The 15,630-nt window shown below is 56.4% G+C and carries 15 protein-coding genes; 10 read left to right on the top strand and 5 right to left on the bottom strand.

Annotated elements, in window-relative coordinates:
• Positions 1-69: 69 nt before the first annotated feature.
• Positions 70-1,581 carry a ubiquinone biosynthesis regulatory protein kinase UbiB gene (gene ubiB / locus ACTHSL_RS00425; protein WP_440379920.1) on the bottom strand — a complete coding sequence of 504 codons (1,512 nt, stop codon included), beginning with the start codon at positions 1,579-1,581 and terminating at the stop codon, positions 70-72.
• A gap of 191 nt (positions 1,582-1,772) precedes the next feature.
• Between ubiB and ACTHSL_RS00420 the strand changes: the two genes are divergently transcribed.
• From ACTHSL_RS00420 to ACTHSL_RS00410, 3 genes are all read left to right on the top strand, one after another.
• Positions 1,773-2,174, top strand: coding sequence for a DUF5339 family protein (locus ACTHSL_RS00420; RefSeq protein ID WP_440379919.1), 402 nt, complete (start codon positions 1,773-1,775; stop codon positions 2,172-2,174).
• A 98-nt stretch (positions 2,175-2,272) separates the two neighbouring features.
• The gene (locus tag ACTHSL_RS00415) at positions 2,273-2,731 is read left to right on the top strand and encodes a hypothetical protein (RefSeq protein ID WP_440379918.1); all 459 of its coding nucleotides are present in this window, start codon (positions 2,273-2,275) and stop codon (positions 2,729-2,731) included.
• Positions 2,732-2,818: 87 nt separating this feature from the next.
• Positions 2,819-4,471, top strand: a complete 1,653-nt coding sequence (locus ACTHSL_RS00410) for an electron transfer flavoprotein-ubiquinone oxidoreductase (protein ID WP_440379917.1) — start codon at positions 2,819-2,821, stop codon at positions 4,469-4,471.
• A gap of 60 nt (positions 4,472-4,531) precedes the next feature.
• Here ACTHSL_RS00410 and ACTHSL_RS00405 read toward each other — a convergent pair whose 3' ends face one another.
• Positions 4,532-5,347, bottom strand: a complete 816-nt coding sequence (locus ACTHSL_RS00405) for an undecaprenyl-diphosphate phosphatase (protein ID WP_107854770.1) — start codon at positions 5,345-5,347, stop codon at positions 4,532-4,534.
• Between the two features lie 186 nt (positions 5,348-5,533).
• On the opposite strand from ACTHSL_RS00405, the gene argF reads away from it, so the two are divergent.
• Positions 5,534-6,529 (top strand): ornithine carbamoyltransferase, encoded by a 996-nt coding sequence (argF, locus tag ACTHSL_RS00400; protein WP_440379916.1) that lies wholly within the window; start codon positions 5,534-5,536, stop codon positions 6,527-6,529.
• Positions 6,530-6,619: 90 nt separating this feature from the next.
• Here the strand turns inward: argF and ruvX are convergent, their stop codons facing one another.
• Positions 6,620-7,084 (bottom strand): Holliday junction resolvase RuvX, encoded by a 465-nt coding sequence (ruvX, locus tag ACTHSL_RS00395; protein ID WP_428846546.1) that lies wholly within the window; start codon positions 7,082-7,084, stop codon positions 6,620-6,622.
• Positions 7,077-7,628 (bottom strand): YqgE/AlgH family protein, encoded by a 552-nt coding sequence (locus tag ACTHSL_RS00390; protein WP_440379915.1) that lies wholly within the window; start codon positions 7,626-7,628, stop codon positions 7,077-7,079. Before ACTHSL_RS00390 ends, ruvX begins: the two co-directional genes overlap by 8 nt.
• 191 nt (positions 7,629-7,819) lie before the next feature.
• Here ACTHSL_RS00390 and ACTHSL_RS00385 point away from each other — a divergent pair, with 191 nt between their 5' ends.
• From ACTHSL_RS00385 to ACTHSL_RS00370, 4 genes are all read left to right on the top strand, one after another.
• A complete protein-coding gene (locus ACTHSL_RS00385) occupies positions 7,820-8,545 on the top strand; it encodes a YebC/PmpR family DNA-binding transcriptional regulator (protein WP_440379914.1) in 726 nt (241 codons plus the stop codon).
• Positions 8,546-8,630: 85 nt separating this feature from the next.
• Positions 8,631-9,341 (top strand): SIMPL domain-containing protein, encoded by a 711-nt coding sequence (locus tag ACTHSL_RS00380; RefSeq protein ID WP_440379913.1) that lies wholly within the window; start codon positions 8,631-8,633, stop codon positions 9,339-9,341.
• 82 nt (positions 9,342-9,423) lie between these two features.
• A complete protein-coding gene (locus tag ACTHSL_RS00375) occupies positions 9,424-10,845 on the top strand; it encodes a phospholipase D-like domain-containing protein (RefSeq protein WP_440379912.1) in 1,422 nt (473 codons plus the stop codon).
• Positions 10,846-10,958: 113 nt separating this feature from the next.
• Positions 10,959-11,090, top strand: coding sequence for a cell surface protein (locus tag ACTHSL_RS00370; RefSeq protein ID WP_440379911.1), 132 nt, complete (start codon positions 10,959-10,961; stop codon positions 11,088-11,090).
• Positions 11,091-11,152: 62 nt separating this feature from the next.
• Here ACTHSL_RS00370 and ACTHSL_RS00365 read toward each other — a convergent pair whose 3' ends face one another.
• The gene (locus ACTHSL_RS00365; protein ID WP_440379910.1) at positions 11,153-11,995 is read right to left on the bottom strand and encodes a 23S rRNA (adenine(2030)-N(6))-methyltransferase RlmJ; all 843 of its coding nucleotides are present in this window, start codon (positions 11,993-11,995) and stop codon (positions 11,153-11,155) included.
• Positions 11,996-12,183: 188 nt separating this feature from the next.
• On the opposite strand from ACTHSL_RS00365, the gene alaS reads away from it, so the two are divergent.
• Together alaS and ACTHSL_RS00355 are read left to right on the top strand one after the other, a co-directional pair.
• Complete coding sequence (gene alaS / locus ACTHSL_RS00360; protein ID WP_440379909.1) at positions 12,184-15,093, top strand: alanine--tRNA ligase; 2,910 nt, start codon at positions 12,184-12,186, stop codon at positions 15,091-15,093.
• Between the two features lie 104 nt (positions 15,094-15,197).
• Entirely contained in the window at positions 15,198-15,548 is a 351-nt protein-coding gene (locus ACTHSL_RS00355) for a VOC family protein (protein WP_315539270.1), read from the top strand.
• Positions 15,549-15,630 lie beyond the last annotated feature (82 nt).

Genomic DNA, 15,630 nt, shown 5'->3' with positions numbered 1-15,630 from the left:
TTTCAGACGGCCTTTCAGGTTTGGGGCCGTCTGAACCCTTTTCAGACGGCCTCCCCTTATCTAAAAATCCTATTTAAACAGCAAAATCAACACCAAAGCCACGGCAATTACCGCCAACCACAAGCTCTGCCGCTGCTGGATTTTCACCAAATGGACATAGGCATCGCGCATTTCCTTCTGCCGCGCCTCGTCCACCAGCGCATTCAGTTTGCGCGGCAGGGCGGGCAGCATTTCCGCCCAATCCGGTGCTTCGTTCTTCAAATTGCGCCAAAAGGCTTTCGGCCCGACCTGCTCGTTCATCCATCTCACCAAAAACGGTTTAGCCGTCACCCACAAATCCAAATCGGGCTCCAACTGCCGCCCCAGCCCCTCGATATTCAACAGCGTTTTCTGCAGCAACACCAGCTGCGGCTGGATTTCGACGTTAAACCGCCGGCTCACTTCAAACAGCCGCATTAAAACCAAACCGAAGGAAATTTCGGAAATCGGCTTGTTGAACACCGGCTCGCACACTGCGCGTACCGCCGCTTCCAACTCCTCCGCCCGCGTTTCGGGTGGCACCCAGCCCGACTCGATGTGCGCCGTAGCGACACGGTGGTAGTCGCGGTTGAAGAAAGCCAGAAAGTTAATCGCCAAATAACGCTTGTCGTAATCCGTCAGGCTGCCGACGATGCCGAAATCCAACGCGATATAGCGGTTGTCGGCCGACACCAAAATATTGCCCGGATGCATATCGGCATGGAAGAAGCCGTCGCGGAACACCTGTGTGAAAAAAGTTTCCACACCGTATTCCGCCAACCTGTGCAAATCCTGCCCCTGCGCCCGCAAGGCGGCAATATCGGAAACCGGCGTGCCGTCCATCCATTCGATGGTCAGCACGTCGCGGCTGCAATAATCATAAAACACCTTAGGCACAATCAGCATTTCGCTGTCTTTGAAATTACGGCCGAGCTGGCTGCAATTGGCCGCTTCGCGCATCAAATCCAACTCGTCGTGCAAATACTTGTCGAATTCCTCCACCACTTCGCGCGGCCGCAGGCGTTTGCCGTCGGCAAACAACCGCTCCACCCAACCCGCACCGAAACGCAGCAGTGCCAAATCCTGCTCGATAACCGGCAGGATGTCCGGCCGCAACACTTTTACCGCCACACGTTCGCCGCCGTGCAGCCGCGCCTTATGCACCTGCGCCACCGACGCGCTGGCTACCGGCTGCGTTTCAAACTCGGCATAAAGTTCCGCAATCGGCTTGCCGAAGGCCTTTTCAATCTGACGGCGCGACAAATCCGCATCGAAAGGCGGTACTTTGTCCTGCAATTTGGCCAATTCCACCGCATAATCGTGCGGAATCAGGTCGGGGCGGGTGGAAAGGACCTGTCCGAATTTCACAAACACCGGCCCCAGGCTTTCCAAAGCCAGCCGCAACCGCACAGGCAGGGGCTCACCCACCGAATCGCGCGATTGCGGCAGAGCGGCCAGCAACCTGCGCTGCCAACCCTTTTTCGCCAACGGGACAAACAGTTCGGCCAAGCCGTAGCGGCGGACGGTTTTCCAAAGGGTATTGCTGCGTTTCAACCATTTCATACGTTATCTCGGGAGCATCGGACACAAAGGAGCGCGATTATAAAGCACGCCGGCAAGAACAGTTTGAAATGTTGCTTTTTCCAATCAACTTTCTGACCGATATAAATAAATAACCGCAAAAATCTTGACGAACGAAAGGAATATCATAACAATCCAAGTTCTTTTCAACAACAAACCAAAGAGAGATACAAATGAAAACATCCGCTTTACTGGCATCCCTGTTGACCGCATTGGCATTGTCCGCTTGTGGCGGAGATTCCGGTTCTACAAATTCTGCCAGCGCCACCGGTGGCAACGCAGCTACCAGCGGTTCAGTTTGCGACGAATATGAAAAAGCATTTGCCGATTCTATCGCCAATGTCGATGCGGCCACTAAAGCAGAACTGCAAAAATCATTCGAACAAGGCAAAGAGGCGATGAAAAACCTGCCTGCCGACCAGCGCGATGCAGCTTGTAAAGAATCCCTGAATGCCCTGAAAGGTACTCCTTCAGCTGCCGACACGGCCGAGGATGCTAAAGAAACTGCTTCCGAAGCTGCAGAAGAAGCTAAAGAAGCCGCCTCTGAAGCTGCCGAAGAAGCCGCTTCTAAATAACCCGCACAGATTCGTCTATCCAAGCCGTCTGAAAACCCTTTTTCGAAACAGGGTTTCAGACGGCCTCTTTCCATGAGTTGCCATATCGGGAGAACATTATGCAGGGCGACCTCCTTCCCATTGTTATCGGCTCGATTGTCGGCGGACTGTTCGGCGGGATTTTATCAATCGTTATATTGTGGGTAATGTCAAACAAAGCGCAACGCACCTACCCCGCACTCTCCGTCCCCGTGCCCAACGGCGCGCGTTACAGCCCCGATTTCGAACTGTGGGCGCAGTTGAATAAATACCGCCGCACGGAAGAAAACTGTTACACCAAAGGCCACGGCCTGCTGACCAGCTCCACCGAAATCCGCTTTCACGGCAACGAGATGGAAATCGTAGAAGTCGTCAATTTCCTGTTTGCCAAGCGGCGTTTCGCCATCAACGCCCCGGTGATGTTCGGCAAACCCGTGCGCCGACACAAAATCAAACAAATCAACAAACTGCTGGAACACTGGCAATGCCCGCCCATCGAATTCGGCAAACCGTCGGACGGCTTGCGCTTCAACCGCTAAACCGCCCGCATCGCAGGCCGTCTGAAGATATTTTTCAGACGGCCTGCGGTATAATCGCGCCCGAATAAAACCAAGGAACACACAAACATGGAACAAACCATCGAACGCGAAAGTATGCAATACGATGCCGTGATTGTCGGCGCAGGGCCTGCCGGGCTGAGCGCCGCCATCCGCCTGAAGCAACTGGCCGGAAAAGACGGGCGGGAAATCAGCGTCTGCGTTGTGGAAAAAGGCTCGGAAGTCGGCGCGCACATTCTGGCCGGCGCGGTCATCGACCCGAAAGCCTTAAACGAACTGCTGCCCGGCTGGCGCGAAAACGGCGCACCGCTCGACTGCCCCGTCAGCGAAGACAAGGTACTCTTCCTCACCAAACAGCGGGCGTTCAAACTGCCCGTTACCCCCTGCTTCCAAAACCACGGCAACTATGTCATCAGCCTCGGACTGCTGACCCGCTGGCTGGCCGAACAGGCGGAAAACCTCGGCGTGGAAATCTATCCCGGCTTTGCCGCCGCCGAAATCCTGTATCACGCCGACGGCTCGGTCAAAGGCATCGTCACCGGTAACATGGGCGTGGGCAAGGACGGCGAAGCGACCGAAATGTTTCAGGCAGGCATAGAGCTGCACGCCAAACAAACCCTGTTTGCCGAAGGCTGCCGCGGTTCGTTGAGCAAACAGCTTATCCGCCGTTTCGAGTTGGACAAACACAGCCAGCCGCAAACCTACGGCATCGGCATCAAGGAAATCTGGGAAATCCCTGCCGAAAAATCACAGCCCGGATTGGTGATGCACAGCACGGGCTGGCCGCTCGACAGCAAAACCTACGGCGGCGCGTTCCTATACCATCTGAACGACAACCAGGTAGCCGTCGGCTTCGTCGTCGGACTCGACTATCAAAACCCCTATCTGTCGCCGTTTGAAGAATTCCAACGTTTCAAAACCCACCCCGAAATCCGCAAAACCTTCGAAGGCGGGCGGCGTATCGCCTACGGTGCCCGCAGCCTGAGCGAAGGCGGACTGCAAAGCCTGCCAAAACTCACCGCCCCGGGCGCGTTGTTAATCGGCGATGCGGCGGGCTTTTTGAACGTGCCGCGCATCAAAGGCATACACACCGCCATGAAATCAGGCATGTTGGCCGCCGAAGCCGTGCTGGCCGTGTTGGACGAAAACGACCATGCCGAAAGCGGCCGCGAAGCCGCAAGTTACCAAACCCTTTTTGAACAAAGCTGGCTCTACCGCGAACTGCACGAAGTCCGCAACGTCCGCCCGTCTTTCAAATGGGGCATGTGGCCAGCCTTCGCCTACACCGGTTTGGAACAATACCTGTTCAAAGGCCGCACGCCGTGGACCATCAGCCACCACGGAACTGACCACGGCAGCCTGAAAAAGGCCGCCGACTGCACGCCGATAGACTATCCCAAACCCGACGGCGTGCTGACTTTCGACCGTTTGAGCAGCGTCTTCCTCGCCAACGTCAGCCACGAGGAAAACCAACCCGTCCACCTGCAACTCGCCGACCCGCAGGCCGCGACAGGCATCAACCTCCGCGAATACGCCTCGCCCGAAACGCGGTACTGTCCGGCCGGTGTGTACGAAATCGTGCAGGAAAACGGCAGCCCGAAACTGCAGATTAACGCCGCCAACTGCGTACATTGCAAAACCTGCGACATCAAAGACCCAACGCAGAACATCACTTGGGTTTGCCCCGAAGGCGGCAGCGGGCCCAATTACGGCGCAATGTAAAAGAGGCCGTCTGAAAAACCGTTTTCCGGCGGTTCAGACGGCCTCTTCCTTTTCAAACCGCTATTTAATCAATGTGAAATATGCAATCACCAGCAAACCCAGCACAATCCGATACCAGCCGAACACCTTGAAGTCATGGCGTTTGATATACGACATCAAAAATTTGATGGCCAGAATACTGACGGTAAAACTCACCAGCATCCCGCTACCCATCACCGCCAACTCATGACCGCTGAACGACAAACCGTGTTTCGCGATTTTCAGCAGGCTGGCACCGAACATCACCGGCACGGCCAGGAAAAACGTGAATTCCGCCGCCACCGCGCGGCTCAGGCCGACGGCGATGCCGCCCAAAATCGTCGCCCCCGAACGGCTGGTTCCGGGAAACACGGCGGCAATCACCTGAAACATCCCCACCCAAAAAGCCTGCTTATAGGAAATCGCCGCCAGCTCGACCGTATGCGGCCGATGGCTTTGATTGCGGTTTTCCACCGCGATAAAGGCAACGCCGAACGTAATCAAAGCCAGCGCAACCGTCCACGGATTGTAGAAATGCTCGTCTATCCAATCGTTCAAAGCCAAACCGATGACCGCCGCCGGCACGCAGGCCAGCATGATTTTGCTCCACAGCGGCACGGCATGGGGCTTCAGGCGCAGACCACCGGCAAACGGCCAAAGCTTGTCGAAATACAGCACCACCACCGCCATAATCGACCCAAGCTGGATCACGACCAAAAACATCTTCCAAAACTCGGGCGTCATGTCCAACGACACAAACTCGTTCAACAAAATCATATGCCCTGTCGAACTAACGGGCAGCCACTCGGTAATGCCCTCCACAATGCCGAACAACGCGGCCTTCAATATTTCCAACATAACTTAATTCTGCAACTTCAAAACAAAAGCGCGGATTCTACCCGATTTCGCCGCCGAATGTTTTCAGACGGCCTTTGACGCGGCGCAAAAGCGTCTGAAACAGCACTGTTAAAAAAGATTAAATCCGTTTAAGATAGCCTTTTGAAACGGCTTTGCGAAAGGCCGTCTGAAAACAAGGAGACGACAATGACCGTGCGGCAGCAACATTTCCTCAAACTCACCGACTACACTCCCGAAGAAATCGGTGTCCTGCTCGACTTGGCCGCCGAACTGAAGGCCGACAAAAAAGCCGGACGCGAAAAACCGCGCCTGTGCGGCAAAAATATCGCCCTGGTTTTCGAAAAAACCTCCACCCGCACCCGCTGCGCCTTCGAAGTGGCCGCGCGCGACCAAGGCGCGGGCGTTACCTACCTCGAACCGAGCGGCAGCCAAATCGGCCACAAAGAAAGCATCAAAGATACCGCCCGCGTGTTGGGCAGGATGTTCGACGGCATCGAATACAGGGGCTACGGACAAGAAGTCGTGGAAGAACTGGCGCATTACGCCGGCGTGCCCGTATTCAACGGCCTGACCGACGAATTCCACCCCACCCAAATCCTGGCCGACCTCCTTACCATGCGCGAACACAGCGGCAAACCCCTGCAACAGACCGCCTACACCTACGTCGGCGACGCGCGCTACAACATGGGCAATTCCCTGCTGCTGATCGGCGCACTGCTGGGCATGGATACGCGCATCGGCGCACCCAAAGCCCTGTGGCCGTCTGAAAACATCATCGCGCAGGCACACAGCCTGGCCGAAAAAAGCGGCGCGCGCCTGCTGCTGACGGACAACCCGAAAGAAGCCGTGCGCGGCACAGACTTCATCCACACCGACGTATGGGTCAGCATGGGCGAACCGAAAGAAGTCTGGCAGGAACGCATCGACCTGCTGCGCGGCTACCGCGTTACCACCGACCTGATGGCCGCCGCCGGCAACCCGCAAGTCAAATTCATGCACTGCCTGCCCGCCTTCCACAACCGCGAAACCAAAGTCGGCGAATGGATATACAAAACCTTCGGCCTCGACGGCGTGGAAGTGACGGAAGAGGTATTTGAAAGCCCGGCCAGCATCGTTTTCGACCAAGCCGAAAACCGGATGCACACCATCAAGGCCGTACTCGTCGCCCTGTTGGACAAATAAACCACAACACAAACACAAAAAGGCCGTCTGAAACAGATTGTTCAGACGGCCTTTCCAATGGTAACTCAAACAAAAAACACACGGCTGCGGTCATTCTCCGCCGTCGAAAAACTCAACCGCCCCGCCGGCAAAAAAGCCCTGCAAGATGGCCTGTGCCGCCACACTGTCCGACACCGCCTTCTGTTTGCGGCCGAACACCTGCGCCTCGCCCAACAGACTTTCGGCGTACAGCGAAGTCAGCCGTTCGTCCGCCCAATACACAGGCAGGCCGAAGCGGCCGTGAAGGCGGCGGCCGAATTTCCTTGCCAACCGCGTCAGCTCGTGTTCCGTGCCGTCGCTGTGGACGGGCAGGCCGACCACCAGATAATCGGGCCGCCATTCTTCAATCAGGCGGGCAATCGCGGCAAATTTGCGTTCGTTGCCCTCGCCGGAAACGGTTTGCAGCGGATGGGCGATGCCGACTTCCGCGCCGCCCTGCGCCACGCCGATGCGCGCCTCGCCGAAATCAAAGGCCAGGCACGTCCCGGCCGGTGCGGGATACAAGGCCTCAGGCATGTCCCGCCTCCCTCATCAGCATCACCGGCTCGATACCGATCTTGGCCAGTGCCGCGCGGTAGCGTTCGTGAAACGGCAGGTCAAACAGGATATTGCCGTCGGCAGGCACGGCCAACCACGAATTTTCTTCCAATTCGCGTTCCAACTGCCCCGCATCCCAACTGGCGCAGCCTATGGTCAAAATCGCCTTGCCGACGACATCGTTTTCCGCCAGCCGTTCGATGATGTCGCGCGACGTGGTCAGCGCGGTATCGGCATTGACGGCGATACTACTCTGCCATTGCCCGCAGGGCGAATGGACGACGAAGCCGCGGTCTATCTGCACCGGCCCGCCCATCATCACGAGGCTGCTGCGGAATTGTTCGGGCACGGGCTTGTCGATGGCGGAAAATACCGCATCCATCGGTATCGGCGAAGGTTTGTTGATGACCAGCCCCAAAGCGCCGTCCCCGTCGTGGCGGCACATATAGACCACGCTGCCGCCGAAAAACGGGTCTTCCAGAGAGGGCGTGGCAATCAGAAAATGGTCGGTCAGATTATCCATGGTTTGATTGTTCCTTTTCGATGGGCGGCAATATTTAGGCCGCAGGGCGAAATTGCAAGCCCGGCGGGCAAGTGTTTTCAGACGGCGCAGTATGATAAAATCGCGCCTTTCTTTTTCAATGCGGCAGGCGGTGCCGTTTGACAGGCCGTCTGAAACCGCCCTCCGAAACAGCAATAAAAAGGACAAAATATATGGCAGGCCACAGCAAGTGGGCAAACATCCAGCACAAAAAAGCCCGAGCCGACGCACAGCGCGGCAAAATCTTCACCCGTCTGATTAAAGAAATCACCGTCGCCGCGCGCCTGGGCGGCGGCGATCCCGGCGCAAACCCGCGCCTGCGCCTGGCCATGGACAAGGCCGCGGCCAGCAACATGCCGAAAGACAACGTCCAGCGCGCCATCGACAAAGGCACGGGCAATCTGGAAGGCGTGGAATACATCGAACTGCGCTACGAAGGCTACGGCATCGGCGGCGCGGCCCTGATGGTAGACTGTATGACCGACAACAAAACCCGCACCGTCGCCGACGTGCGCCACGCCTTCAATAAAAACGGCGGCAATCTGGGCACCGACGGCTGCGTGGCCTTCAACTTCGTCCATCAGGGCTACCTGGTCTTCACCGGCGTCGACGAAGACGCACTGATGGAAGCCGCGCTGGAAGCCAGTGCGGAAGACGTGATTGCCGACGACGAAGGCATCATCGAAGTCATCACCGCCCCCGCCGATTGGGCGGAAGTCAAAGCCAAGCTCGAAGCGGCAGGCTTCAAATCGGAAGACGGGGACGTTACCATGCGCGCCCAGAACGAAACCGTCTTGAGCGGCGACGATGCCGTCAAAATGCAGAAACTCATCGACGCGCTCGAAGCCTTGGACGACGTGCAAAACGTTTACACTTCCGCCGTCCTGGAGCTTGAATAAACCCGGCGGCAACACTTTTCAGACGGCCTCTACCGCAGTGTGAGGCCGTCTGAAAAATATCCGCCCGCAGGAAAGGACATCCGAAATGCAAAACAAGCCCGCCCTACTCCTGAACCTGATACTGGCCTGTACCGCCGCCGGTGCCGAACCGCTGAACTACAACATCGTCGAATTTGACGAAAGCGTTTCCGCCACCGTGCCGCGTGACACCATGACCGCCTCCTTCGTCATCCGTGCCGAAGGCCGCGACCGTTCGGCGGTAAACCGCGCCTTTACTGCCAAACTCCAGTCTTTTTCCCGCCGTACCGAAGGCAAAACCTTCGAAGCCGCGCAGTTCGGCCGCACCGCCGTCCCAACCTACGAATACCGCAACAACAAACGCATCCTGACCGGCTGGCAGGAATCGGTGGAATTTTCGGTGAAAAGCAAGGATTTCGCCGCACTCAACCGCCTGATTGCCGACTCGCAGGCCGAAGCCGAAGTGCAAAACACCTCTTTCTCCCTGTCCAAACAAAAACAAAAAGAAACCGTGGACGAACTGAGCCGCACCGCCCTGCACCGTTTCCAAGAACGCGCCGCCGATTTGGGCAAAGCACTGGGTTTCTCCGGCTATAAAATCGTCAAACTCCGCATCAACGAATCCGGCAGCCCGTCCGCCGTCCTGGAAAAATCCCTGGCCGAAGGACGATACGCCGCCGCGCCGGAAGCACTGTCCGCGCCCGCCGCACCCGACCTGCCCGTTTCGCCCGGCAGCGAAGAAATCCGCGTAACCGTGAGCGGTTCGATACAAATGTAACCGAACCGTACAGGCCGTCTGAAAAGCCGCCCTGCACTTTTTCAGACGGCCTCAGACATATGCGACAGCACAAAGGAACAGCATGAGCCGCGAATCCGCCGTTACCACCAACAGCCTGATCGAACAACTGGTCTCCCGCGCCTCCGGTGCGGAGGCCGGTTCGGGCAACCGCATCGAAATCCTGCTCGATAGTACGGAAAACTTCCCCGCCTGGGAAGCGGCCATGCTGGCGGCCGAAGAGAGCATCTGCATCGAAATGTACATCTTCGCCGACAACGCCTTCGGCCGCCGCGTCCGCGACATCCTGCTGGAAAAACTGTCGCAGGGCGTAACCGTCGTCTTGGCTTACGACTGGCTAGGCTGCCTGCCCGCACACCTTACCGGCTTTTTCCGCCCTCTGCGCGAGGCAGGCGCGCACATCACGGCCTACAACCCGCCCAGCCTCTCGCTCGGACTCGGCATGGTCTCACGCAACCACCGCAAATCCATCATCATCGACGAGCAAACCGCCTTCGTCGGCGGCTTATGTATCTCTTCGGCCTGGGAAGGCGACCCGAACCGCGGCATCGCCCCGTGGCGCGACACCGGCCTGCGCATCGACGGCCCGGCGGTGCACGACATTATGGCCGCCTTTGCCGACACCTTGGCCTCTCAGGGAAAATCCCTGCCCGCCACGCTGAAAAACTACGAACGCGGCACACTTGACCCTTGCGGCGACATTCAGGCCCGCGTGCTGGCCACCACACCCGACAACACCAACACCGTACGGCTGGATTTGAACCTTATCGGCCTGGCGCGGGACAACCTGTGGATTACCGATGCCTACTTCATGCCCACCCGCATGTACACGCAGGCACTGATAAACGCCGCAGCCGCCGGCGTGGACGTGCGGATACTCGTCCCGCGCACCTCCGACATCAAATGGATAGGCACCGTGTCGCGCACGCAATACCGCCAGCTGCTGGACGCGGGCGTGCGCGTATTCGAGTGGGACGGCACCATGCTGCACGCCAAATCCGCCCTCATCGACGGCACATGGGCGCGGGTCGGCAGCACCAACCTGAACCTGTCGAGCTGGTATGCCAACCGCGAACTGGACATTTCCATCGAAGATTCCGACACCGTGGCCGAACTGGAAAAAATCTTTTTGGACGATTTGCAACACGCCACCGAAGTCGTACTCGACGAACACGCCCACACGCAACTGCTGCGGCGGCGCGCCCGCGCATGGAAGCGGCCGTACCGGGGCCGCGTAAACGGCATGGTGCGTCGGGCACTGCAGCTGGCCGCCATGCTGGACGGTCAGCTCGGCAAAATCCGCCCCGTCGCGCCCTCCGAAGCATGGGCGCAACTGAGTATCGGCGCAACATTCCTGCTCGCCGCCCTACTGCTGTGGCTGCTGCCGCAATTGGTCGTATGGCCGCTGCTGTTCCTGCTGGCCGCCGCAGGCATCGGCACTGTGGTTCAAGCCGCCCGCCGCCTATACCGCCTGCCTAAAAAATAAACCGATTATCCGTAAGCTTGTGTAAAAAAATCCTGTTCGATTACCATGCCGCACATTCCTTCCCACGATTCAAATCAAAATAACAGCCGTCAGGCAACCACAGGAGAGTGCAAATGAAAGTCAGCGTTTTCATCATCGCCGCAGCCGTTTTCGGCGGCATGTATTTTGTCAAAAACCATGTCGATACTTCGGCCTTCAACAAAGACCATTTGTTGAAACCCGCCGTGCAGTCTGCACAACGCTAATTCGGCAAGATATGGAAAACCGCCCTTTCGGGCGGTTTTCTTTTTTCAGACGGCCTCCGTCCTTATCCTCTGCATTCCAATACGAAACGCGCACCCGCATCCTGCGCCAGCAGCTCGGTCAGAACCGGCAGACTGTCGCGCAACTGTTCCGCCAGCAGGTAAGGCGGGTTGATGACGAACATCCCGCTGCCGTGCATACCGAAGCCGTCTCGGGCAGGCTGTTTGACGTACAACTCGGCCTGCAAGAAATTGTCGGGCGAAAGCTTTTGCAGTTGTTCGGGCAGTTTGCGGCTCTCCTCGCGGCTCAGACAGGGATACCAAACAAGATAGCAGCCCTGTTCGAAACGTTTGCGCGCTTCTTTCAGTGTGTGGGCGACGCGGGCGTAATCTTGTTTTTGTTCGTACGGCGGGTCGATTAAGACCACGGCGCGGCGGGTCGGCGGCGGCAGCAGGGCAATCAAGCCTTGGAAGCCGTCTTCCTGCCTGATGATGCCGCGCCGTTTCAAGCCTGCCGTTTCCATATTGTTTTGCAGATGCCGGTAATCCGCCGGATGCAGTTCGAACAGGCGCAGTTTGTCGGTTTCGCGCGTTGCGGCCTGCGCCAGCCACGGCGAGCCGCAATACAGGCCGGCCTGCGGTAGCATGGCTTGCAGGCGTGCGCGGAAGGCCGAAAGCGCGTCAGGCAGTTTTTCCGCCGTTATCAAGCGGGCGATGCCGTCGCGGTATTCGCCCACTTTTTGCGCTTCGCCGCCCGACAAATCGTACAAACCCGCACCGGCGTGGGTGTCGATGTACCAATAGGGTTTGTCTTTGCGGTTGAAGTAATCCAACACCAGACAAAGGACAAAATGTTTGAGCATGTCGGCATGGTTGCCGGCGTGAAAGGCGTGTCGGTAGCTGAGCATGACGAAAAGGCCGTCTGAAAAAAGAAACGCGCATTTTACGGGATTGCGCTGCAAAAGATAAGGCGGGATAGGCTTTTAGGGGGAAGTGCTATAAAATGCACTGCTTTGATTTATTCTGTTTAGCACACTTTTCAGACGGCATTTCCTGTCCGAATCAGGCCGTCTGAAAACCGTTTTGAAAGACCACAATGAAAACCTCCGAACTACGCCAAAAATTCCTAAAATTCTTCGAATCCAAAGACCACACCATCGTCCGCTCTTCCTCGCTCGTGCCGCACGACGACCCCACGCTCTTGTTTACCAACGCGGGCATGAACCAGTTTAAAGACGTATTCCTCGGCTTTGACAAACGCCCATACAACCGCGCCACCACCGCGCAAAAATGCGTGCGCGCAGGCGGCAAACACAACGACTTGGAAAACGTCGGCTACACCGCCCGCCACCACACCTTCTTCGAAATGATGGGCAACTTCTCCTTTGGCGACTACTTCAAACGCGACGCCATCCACTTCGCTTGGGAATTTCTCACTTCCCCCGAATGGCTGAACATCCCCAAAGAAAAACTCTTGGCGACCGTGTATGCCGAAGACGACGAAGCCTATAACATCTGGCTGAACGAAATCGGTATGCCTGCCGAGCGCATCGTCCGCATCGGCGACAACAAAGGCGCGAAATACGCGTCCGACAACTTCTGGCAAATGGGCGACACCGGCCCCTGCGGCCCGTGTTCCGAAATTTTCTACGACCACGGCGAAGAAATCTGGGGCGGCATTCCCGGCAGCCCTGAAGAAGACGGCGACCGCTGGATTGAAATTTGGAACTGCGTGTTCATGCAGTTCAACCGCGACGAACAAGGCAATATGAACCCGCTGCCCAAGCCGTCCGTCGATACCGGCATGGGCTTGGAGCGCATGGCGGCCGTGATGCAGCACGTCCACAGCAACTACGAAATCGACCTGTTCCAAGACCTGCTCAAAGCCGTTGCCCGCGAAACCGGCGCGCCGTTCAGCATGGACGAGCCGAGCCTGAAAGTCGTTGCCGACCACATCCGCTCCTGCTCCTTCCTGATTGCCGACGGCGTGATGCCGTCCAACGAAGGCCGCGGCTATGTACTGCGCCGCATCATCCGCCGCGCCGTGCGCCACGGTTACAAACTCGGTCAGAAACAGGCGTTTTTCTACAAACTCGTACCCGATTTGGTCAAAGCAATGGGCGATGCCTATCCTGAGTTGAAAGAGAAGCAGACGCAGATTATGGAAGCCCTGCGCGCGGAAGAAAGCCGCTTCGGCGAAACGCTGGAAAAAGGCATGGGGCTATTTGAAAAAACGTATAAATTTAATAGTGTATTTGAATTTTTGAAACTTAATAAACATTATATTGAGCTTATTGATAATAATGACTTAATTAAGAAGGATTTAAAAATACAGAGTGCATTGTTAGTGGATGATAAATGTGGCTATAAGAATGATAAATTTTCAGTAATAGCAATTCAACTAGCAACTGGCAAAAAATATATTAGTATTTATTTGAATAATGGGAATGGTGTTCGCTTAGATGATAGTTCATGGGATAATGAAAAATATCATTTATATTGTGATATATTATTTAAAGACTCTCCCAAAAATAAAAATATCTTACTGAGCGGCGAACATATCTTCAAACTCTACGACACCTACGGCTTCCCATACGATCTAACCGCCGACATCTGCCGCGAACGCAATATCGATTTGGACGAAGAAGGCTTCAACCGTGAAATGGAAGCCCAACGCGCCCGCGCTCGCGCCGCGCAAAACTTCAAAGCCAACGCGCAACTGGACTACACAGGCGCGGACACCGAGTTCACCGGCTACGAAAAACGCAGCCAAGACACCAAAATCATCGCCTTATACAAAGGCAGCGAAGCCGTGGACGAACTCCAAGCAGGCGAAGCCGGCGTGGTCGTTTTGGAACAAACCCCGTTCTATGCCGAAAGCGGCGGCCAAGTCGGCGACGTAGGCTTTATCTTCGCAGGCGAAAACCGCTTCCGCGTCGAAGACACGCAGAAAATCAAAGCCGCCGTACACGGACAATTCGGCGCAGTCGTATCAGGCCGTCTGAAAGTGGGCGATGCCGTATCCGCCGAAATCGACAACGATATCCGCGACAGCATCATGCGCAACCACAGCGTTACCCATCTGATGCACAAAGCCCTGCGCGATGTTTTGGGTACACACGTCGAACAAAAAGGCAGCCTGCAAAACGCCGAGCTGACCCGCTTCGACATCTCCCACCCGCAAGGCATCAGCGCGGAAGAAATCGCCGAAGTCGAACGCCGCGTCAACGCCGCGATTATCGCCAACGTGCCCGTCAAAGTGGAAACCATGTCCATTGAAGACGCGCAAAAATCCGGCGCAGTCATGCTCTTCGGCGAAAAATACGGCGATTTCGTCCGCGTCATCACCATGGGCGACTACTCCATCGAACTGTGCGGCGGCACCCACGTCGCCCGCACAGGCGACATCGGCTTCTTCAAAATCATCAGCGAAGGCGGCATCGCCGCAGGCATCCGCCGCGTAGAAGCCATCACCGGCCTTGCCGCGCTGGCATGGGCGCAAAACCAAGAAAGCCTGATGAAAAACATCATCGCCGAAGTCAAAGCCCAAACCGAAAAAGACGTACTCGCCAAAATCCAAACCAACGCCGCAAACGCCAAAGCCTTGGAAAAAGAGTTGGCAAAAGCCAAAGCCGAACTCGCCGTCCACGCAGGCGCCAAACTCTTGGACAACGCGAAAGACTTGGGCGCAGCCAAACTCGTCGCCGCCCAAATCGAAGCCGACGCAGCCGCCCTGCGCGAAATCGTTACCGATTTAACCGGCAAATCCGACAACGCCGTGATTCTTTTGGCAGCAGTGAACGACGGCAAAGTCTCCCTGTGCGCCGGCGTATCCAAACCGCTGACAAACAAAGTAAAAGCCGGCGACTTGGTCAAATTCGCAGCCGAACAAGTCGGCGGCAAAGGTGGCGGCAGACCGGATTTGGCGCAGGCAGGCGGGACGGATGCTTCCCAAGTCGGCGCGATGCTGGATTCGGCAGAAGGCTGGGTTAGAGAGAAGCTGTAATATAGGAAAGTGCAGGCTGCCTGAAAGTGGTTTTCAGGTAGCCTGAAACTCATATTGAATATTGATGTCTGATTAATTCAGCCGCTTTAAAATAAGGATTGAGCATGGGCGTTAAACGCATTGTGGCCAATATAAACGCAACCCAACCCGCCGCAGCAAAGGCTTTCTACCATGACCTGCTTGGATTGGAATTGCTGATGGATCATGGGTGGATACAGACCTACGGACAGGATACGACTATGTCTGTGCAGGTCAGTTTTGCCAGTGAAGGCGGTTCTGGTATGCCTGTGCCTGATTTGTCTATTGAGGTGGACAATCTGGACGAATTATTAGCACGGATGCAGCATGCTGGTTTCACGCCTGAATACGGGCCGACTACTGAACCTTGGGGCGTGCGCCGCTTTTTTGTGCGCGATCCGTTTGGGCGATTGGTGAATATTTTGCAGCATGAATAAGCCAACCGCGTGCGTGGCTATGCCGCTGAATTTCTGTATTTTGACGATTACAACATCAGCATGGTTTCAGACGGCCTAAATG

It is taken from the genome of Neisseria sp. P0008.S010 (assembly GCF_051962715.1).
GTDB lineage: Bacteria > Pseudomonadota > Gammaproteobacteria > Burkholderiales > Neisseriaceae > Neisseria > Neisseria elongata.
The sequence above is the reverse complement of the archived record's forward strand: the minus strand, read 5'-3'. Positions and strand labels throughout refer to the sequence as shown.

Bases quoted from the DNA above. Each gene is read 5' to 3' on its own strand.
- ACTHSL_RS00380 (WP_440379913.1), top strand. From the start codon at position 8,631: ATGCAAAACAAGCCCGCCCTACTCCTGAACCTGATACTGGCCTGTACC.
- ruvX (WP_428846546.1), bottom strand. From the start codon at position 7,084: ATGCCTGAGGCCTTGTATCCCGCACCGGCCGGGACGTGCCTGGCCTTT.
- ACTHSL_RS00390 (WP_440379915.1), bottom strand. From the start codon at position 7,628: ATGGATAATCTGACCGACCATTTTCTGATTGCCACGCCCTCTCTGGAA.
- ACTHSL_RS00355 (WP_315539270.1), top strand. From the start codon at position 15,198: ATGGGCGTTAAACGCATTGTGGCCAATATAAACGCAACCCAACCCGCC.
- ACTHSL_RS00415 (WP_440379918.1), top strand. From the start codon at position 2,273: ATGCAGGGCGACCTCCTTCCCATTGTTATCGGCTCGATTGTCGGCGGA.
- ACTHSL_RS00405 (WP_107854770.1), bottom strand. From the start codon at position 5,347: ATGTTGGAAATATTGAAGGCCGCGTTGTTCGGCATTGTGGAGGGCATT.
- ACTHSL_RS00410 (WP_440379917.1), top strand. From the start codon at position 2,819: ATGGAACAAACCATCGAACGCGAAAGTATGCAATACGATGCCGTGATT.
- ACTHSL_RS00370 (WP_440379911.1), top strand. From the start codon at position 10,959: ATGAAAGTCAGCGTTTTCATCATCGCCGCAGCCGTTTTCGGCGGCATG.
- ACTHSL_RS00365 (WP_440379910.1), bottom strand. From the start codon at position 11,995: ATGCTCAGCTACCGACACGCCTTTCACGCCGGCAACCATGCCGACATG.
- ubiB (WP_440379920.1), bottom strand. From the start codon at position 1,581: ATGAAATGGTTGAAACGCAGCAATACCCTTTGGAAAACCGTCCGCCGC.
- ACTHSL_RS00375 (WP_440379912.1), top strand. From the start codon at position 9,424: ATGAGCCGCGAATCCGCCGTTACCACCAACAGCCTGATCGAACAACTG.
- argF (WP_440379916.1), top strand. From the start codon at position 5,534: ATGACCGTGCGGCAGCAACATTTCCTCAAACTCACCGACTACACTCCC.
- ACTHSL_RS00420 (WP_440379919.1), top strand. From the start codon at position 1,773: ATGAAAACATCCGCTTTACTGGCATCCCTGTTGACCGCATTGGCATTG.
- alaS (WP_440379909.1), top strand. From the start codon at position 12,184: ATGAAAACCTCCGAACTACGCCAAAAATTCCTAAAATTCTTCGAATCC.
- ACTHSL_RS00385 (WP_440379914.1), top strand. From the start codon at position 7,820: ATGGCAGGCCACAGCAAGTGGGCAAACATCCAGCACAAAAAAGCCCGA.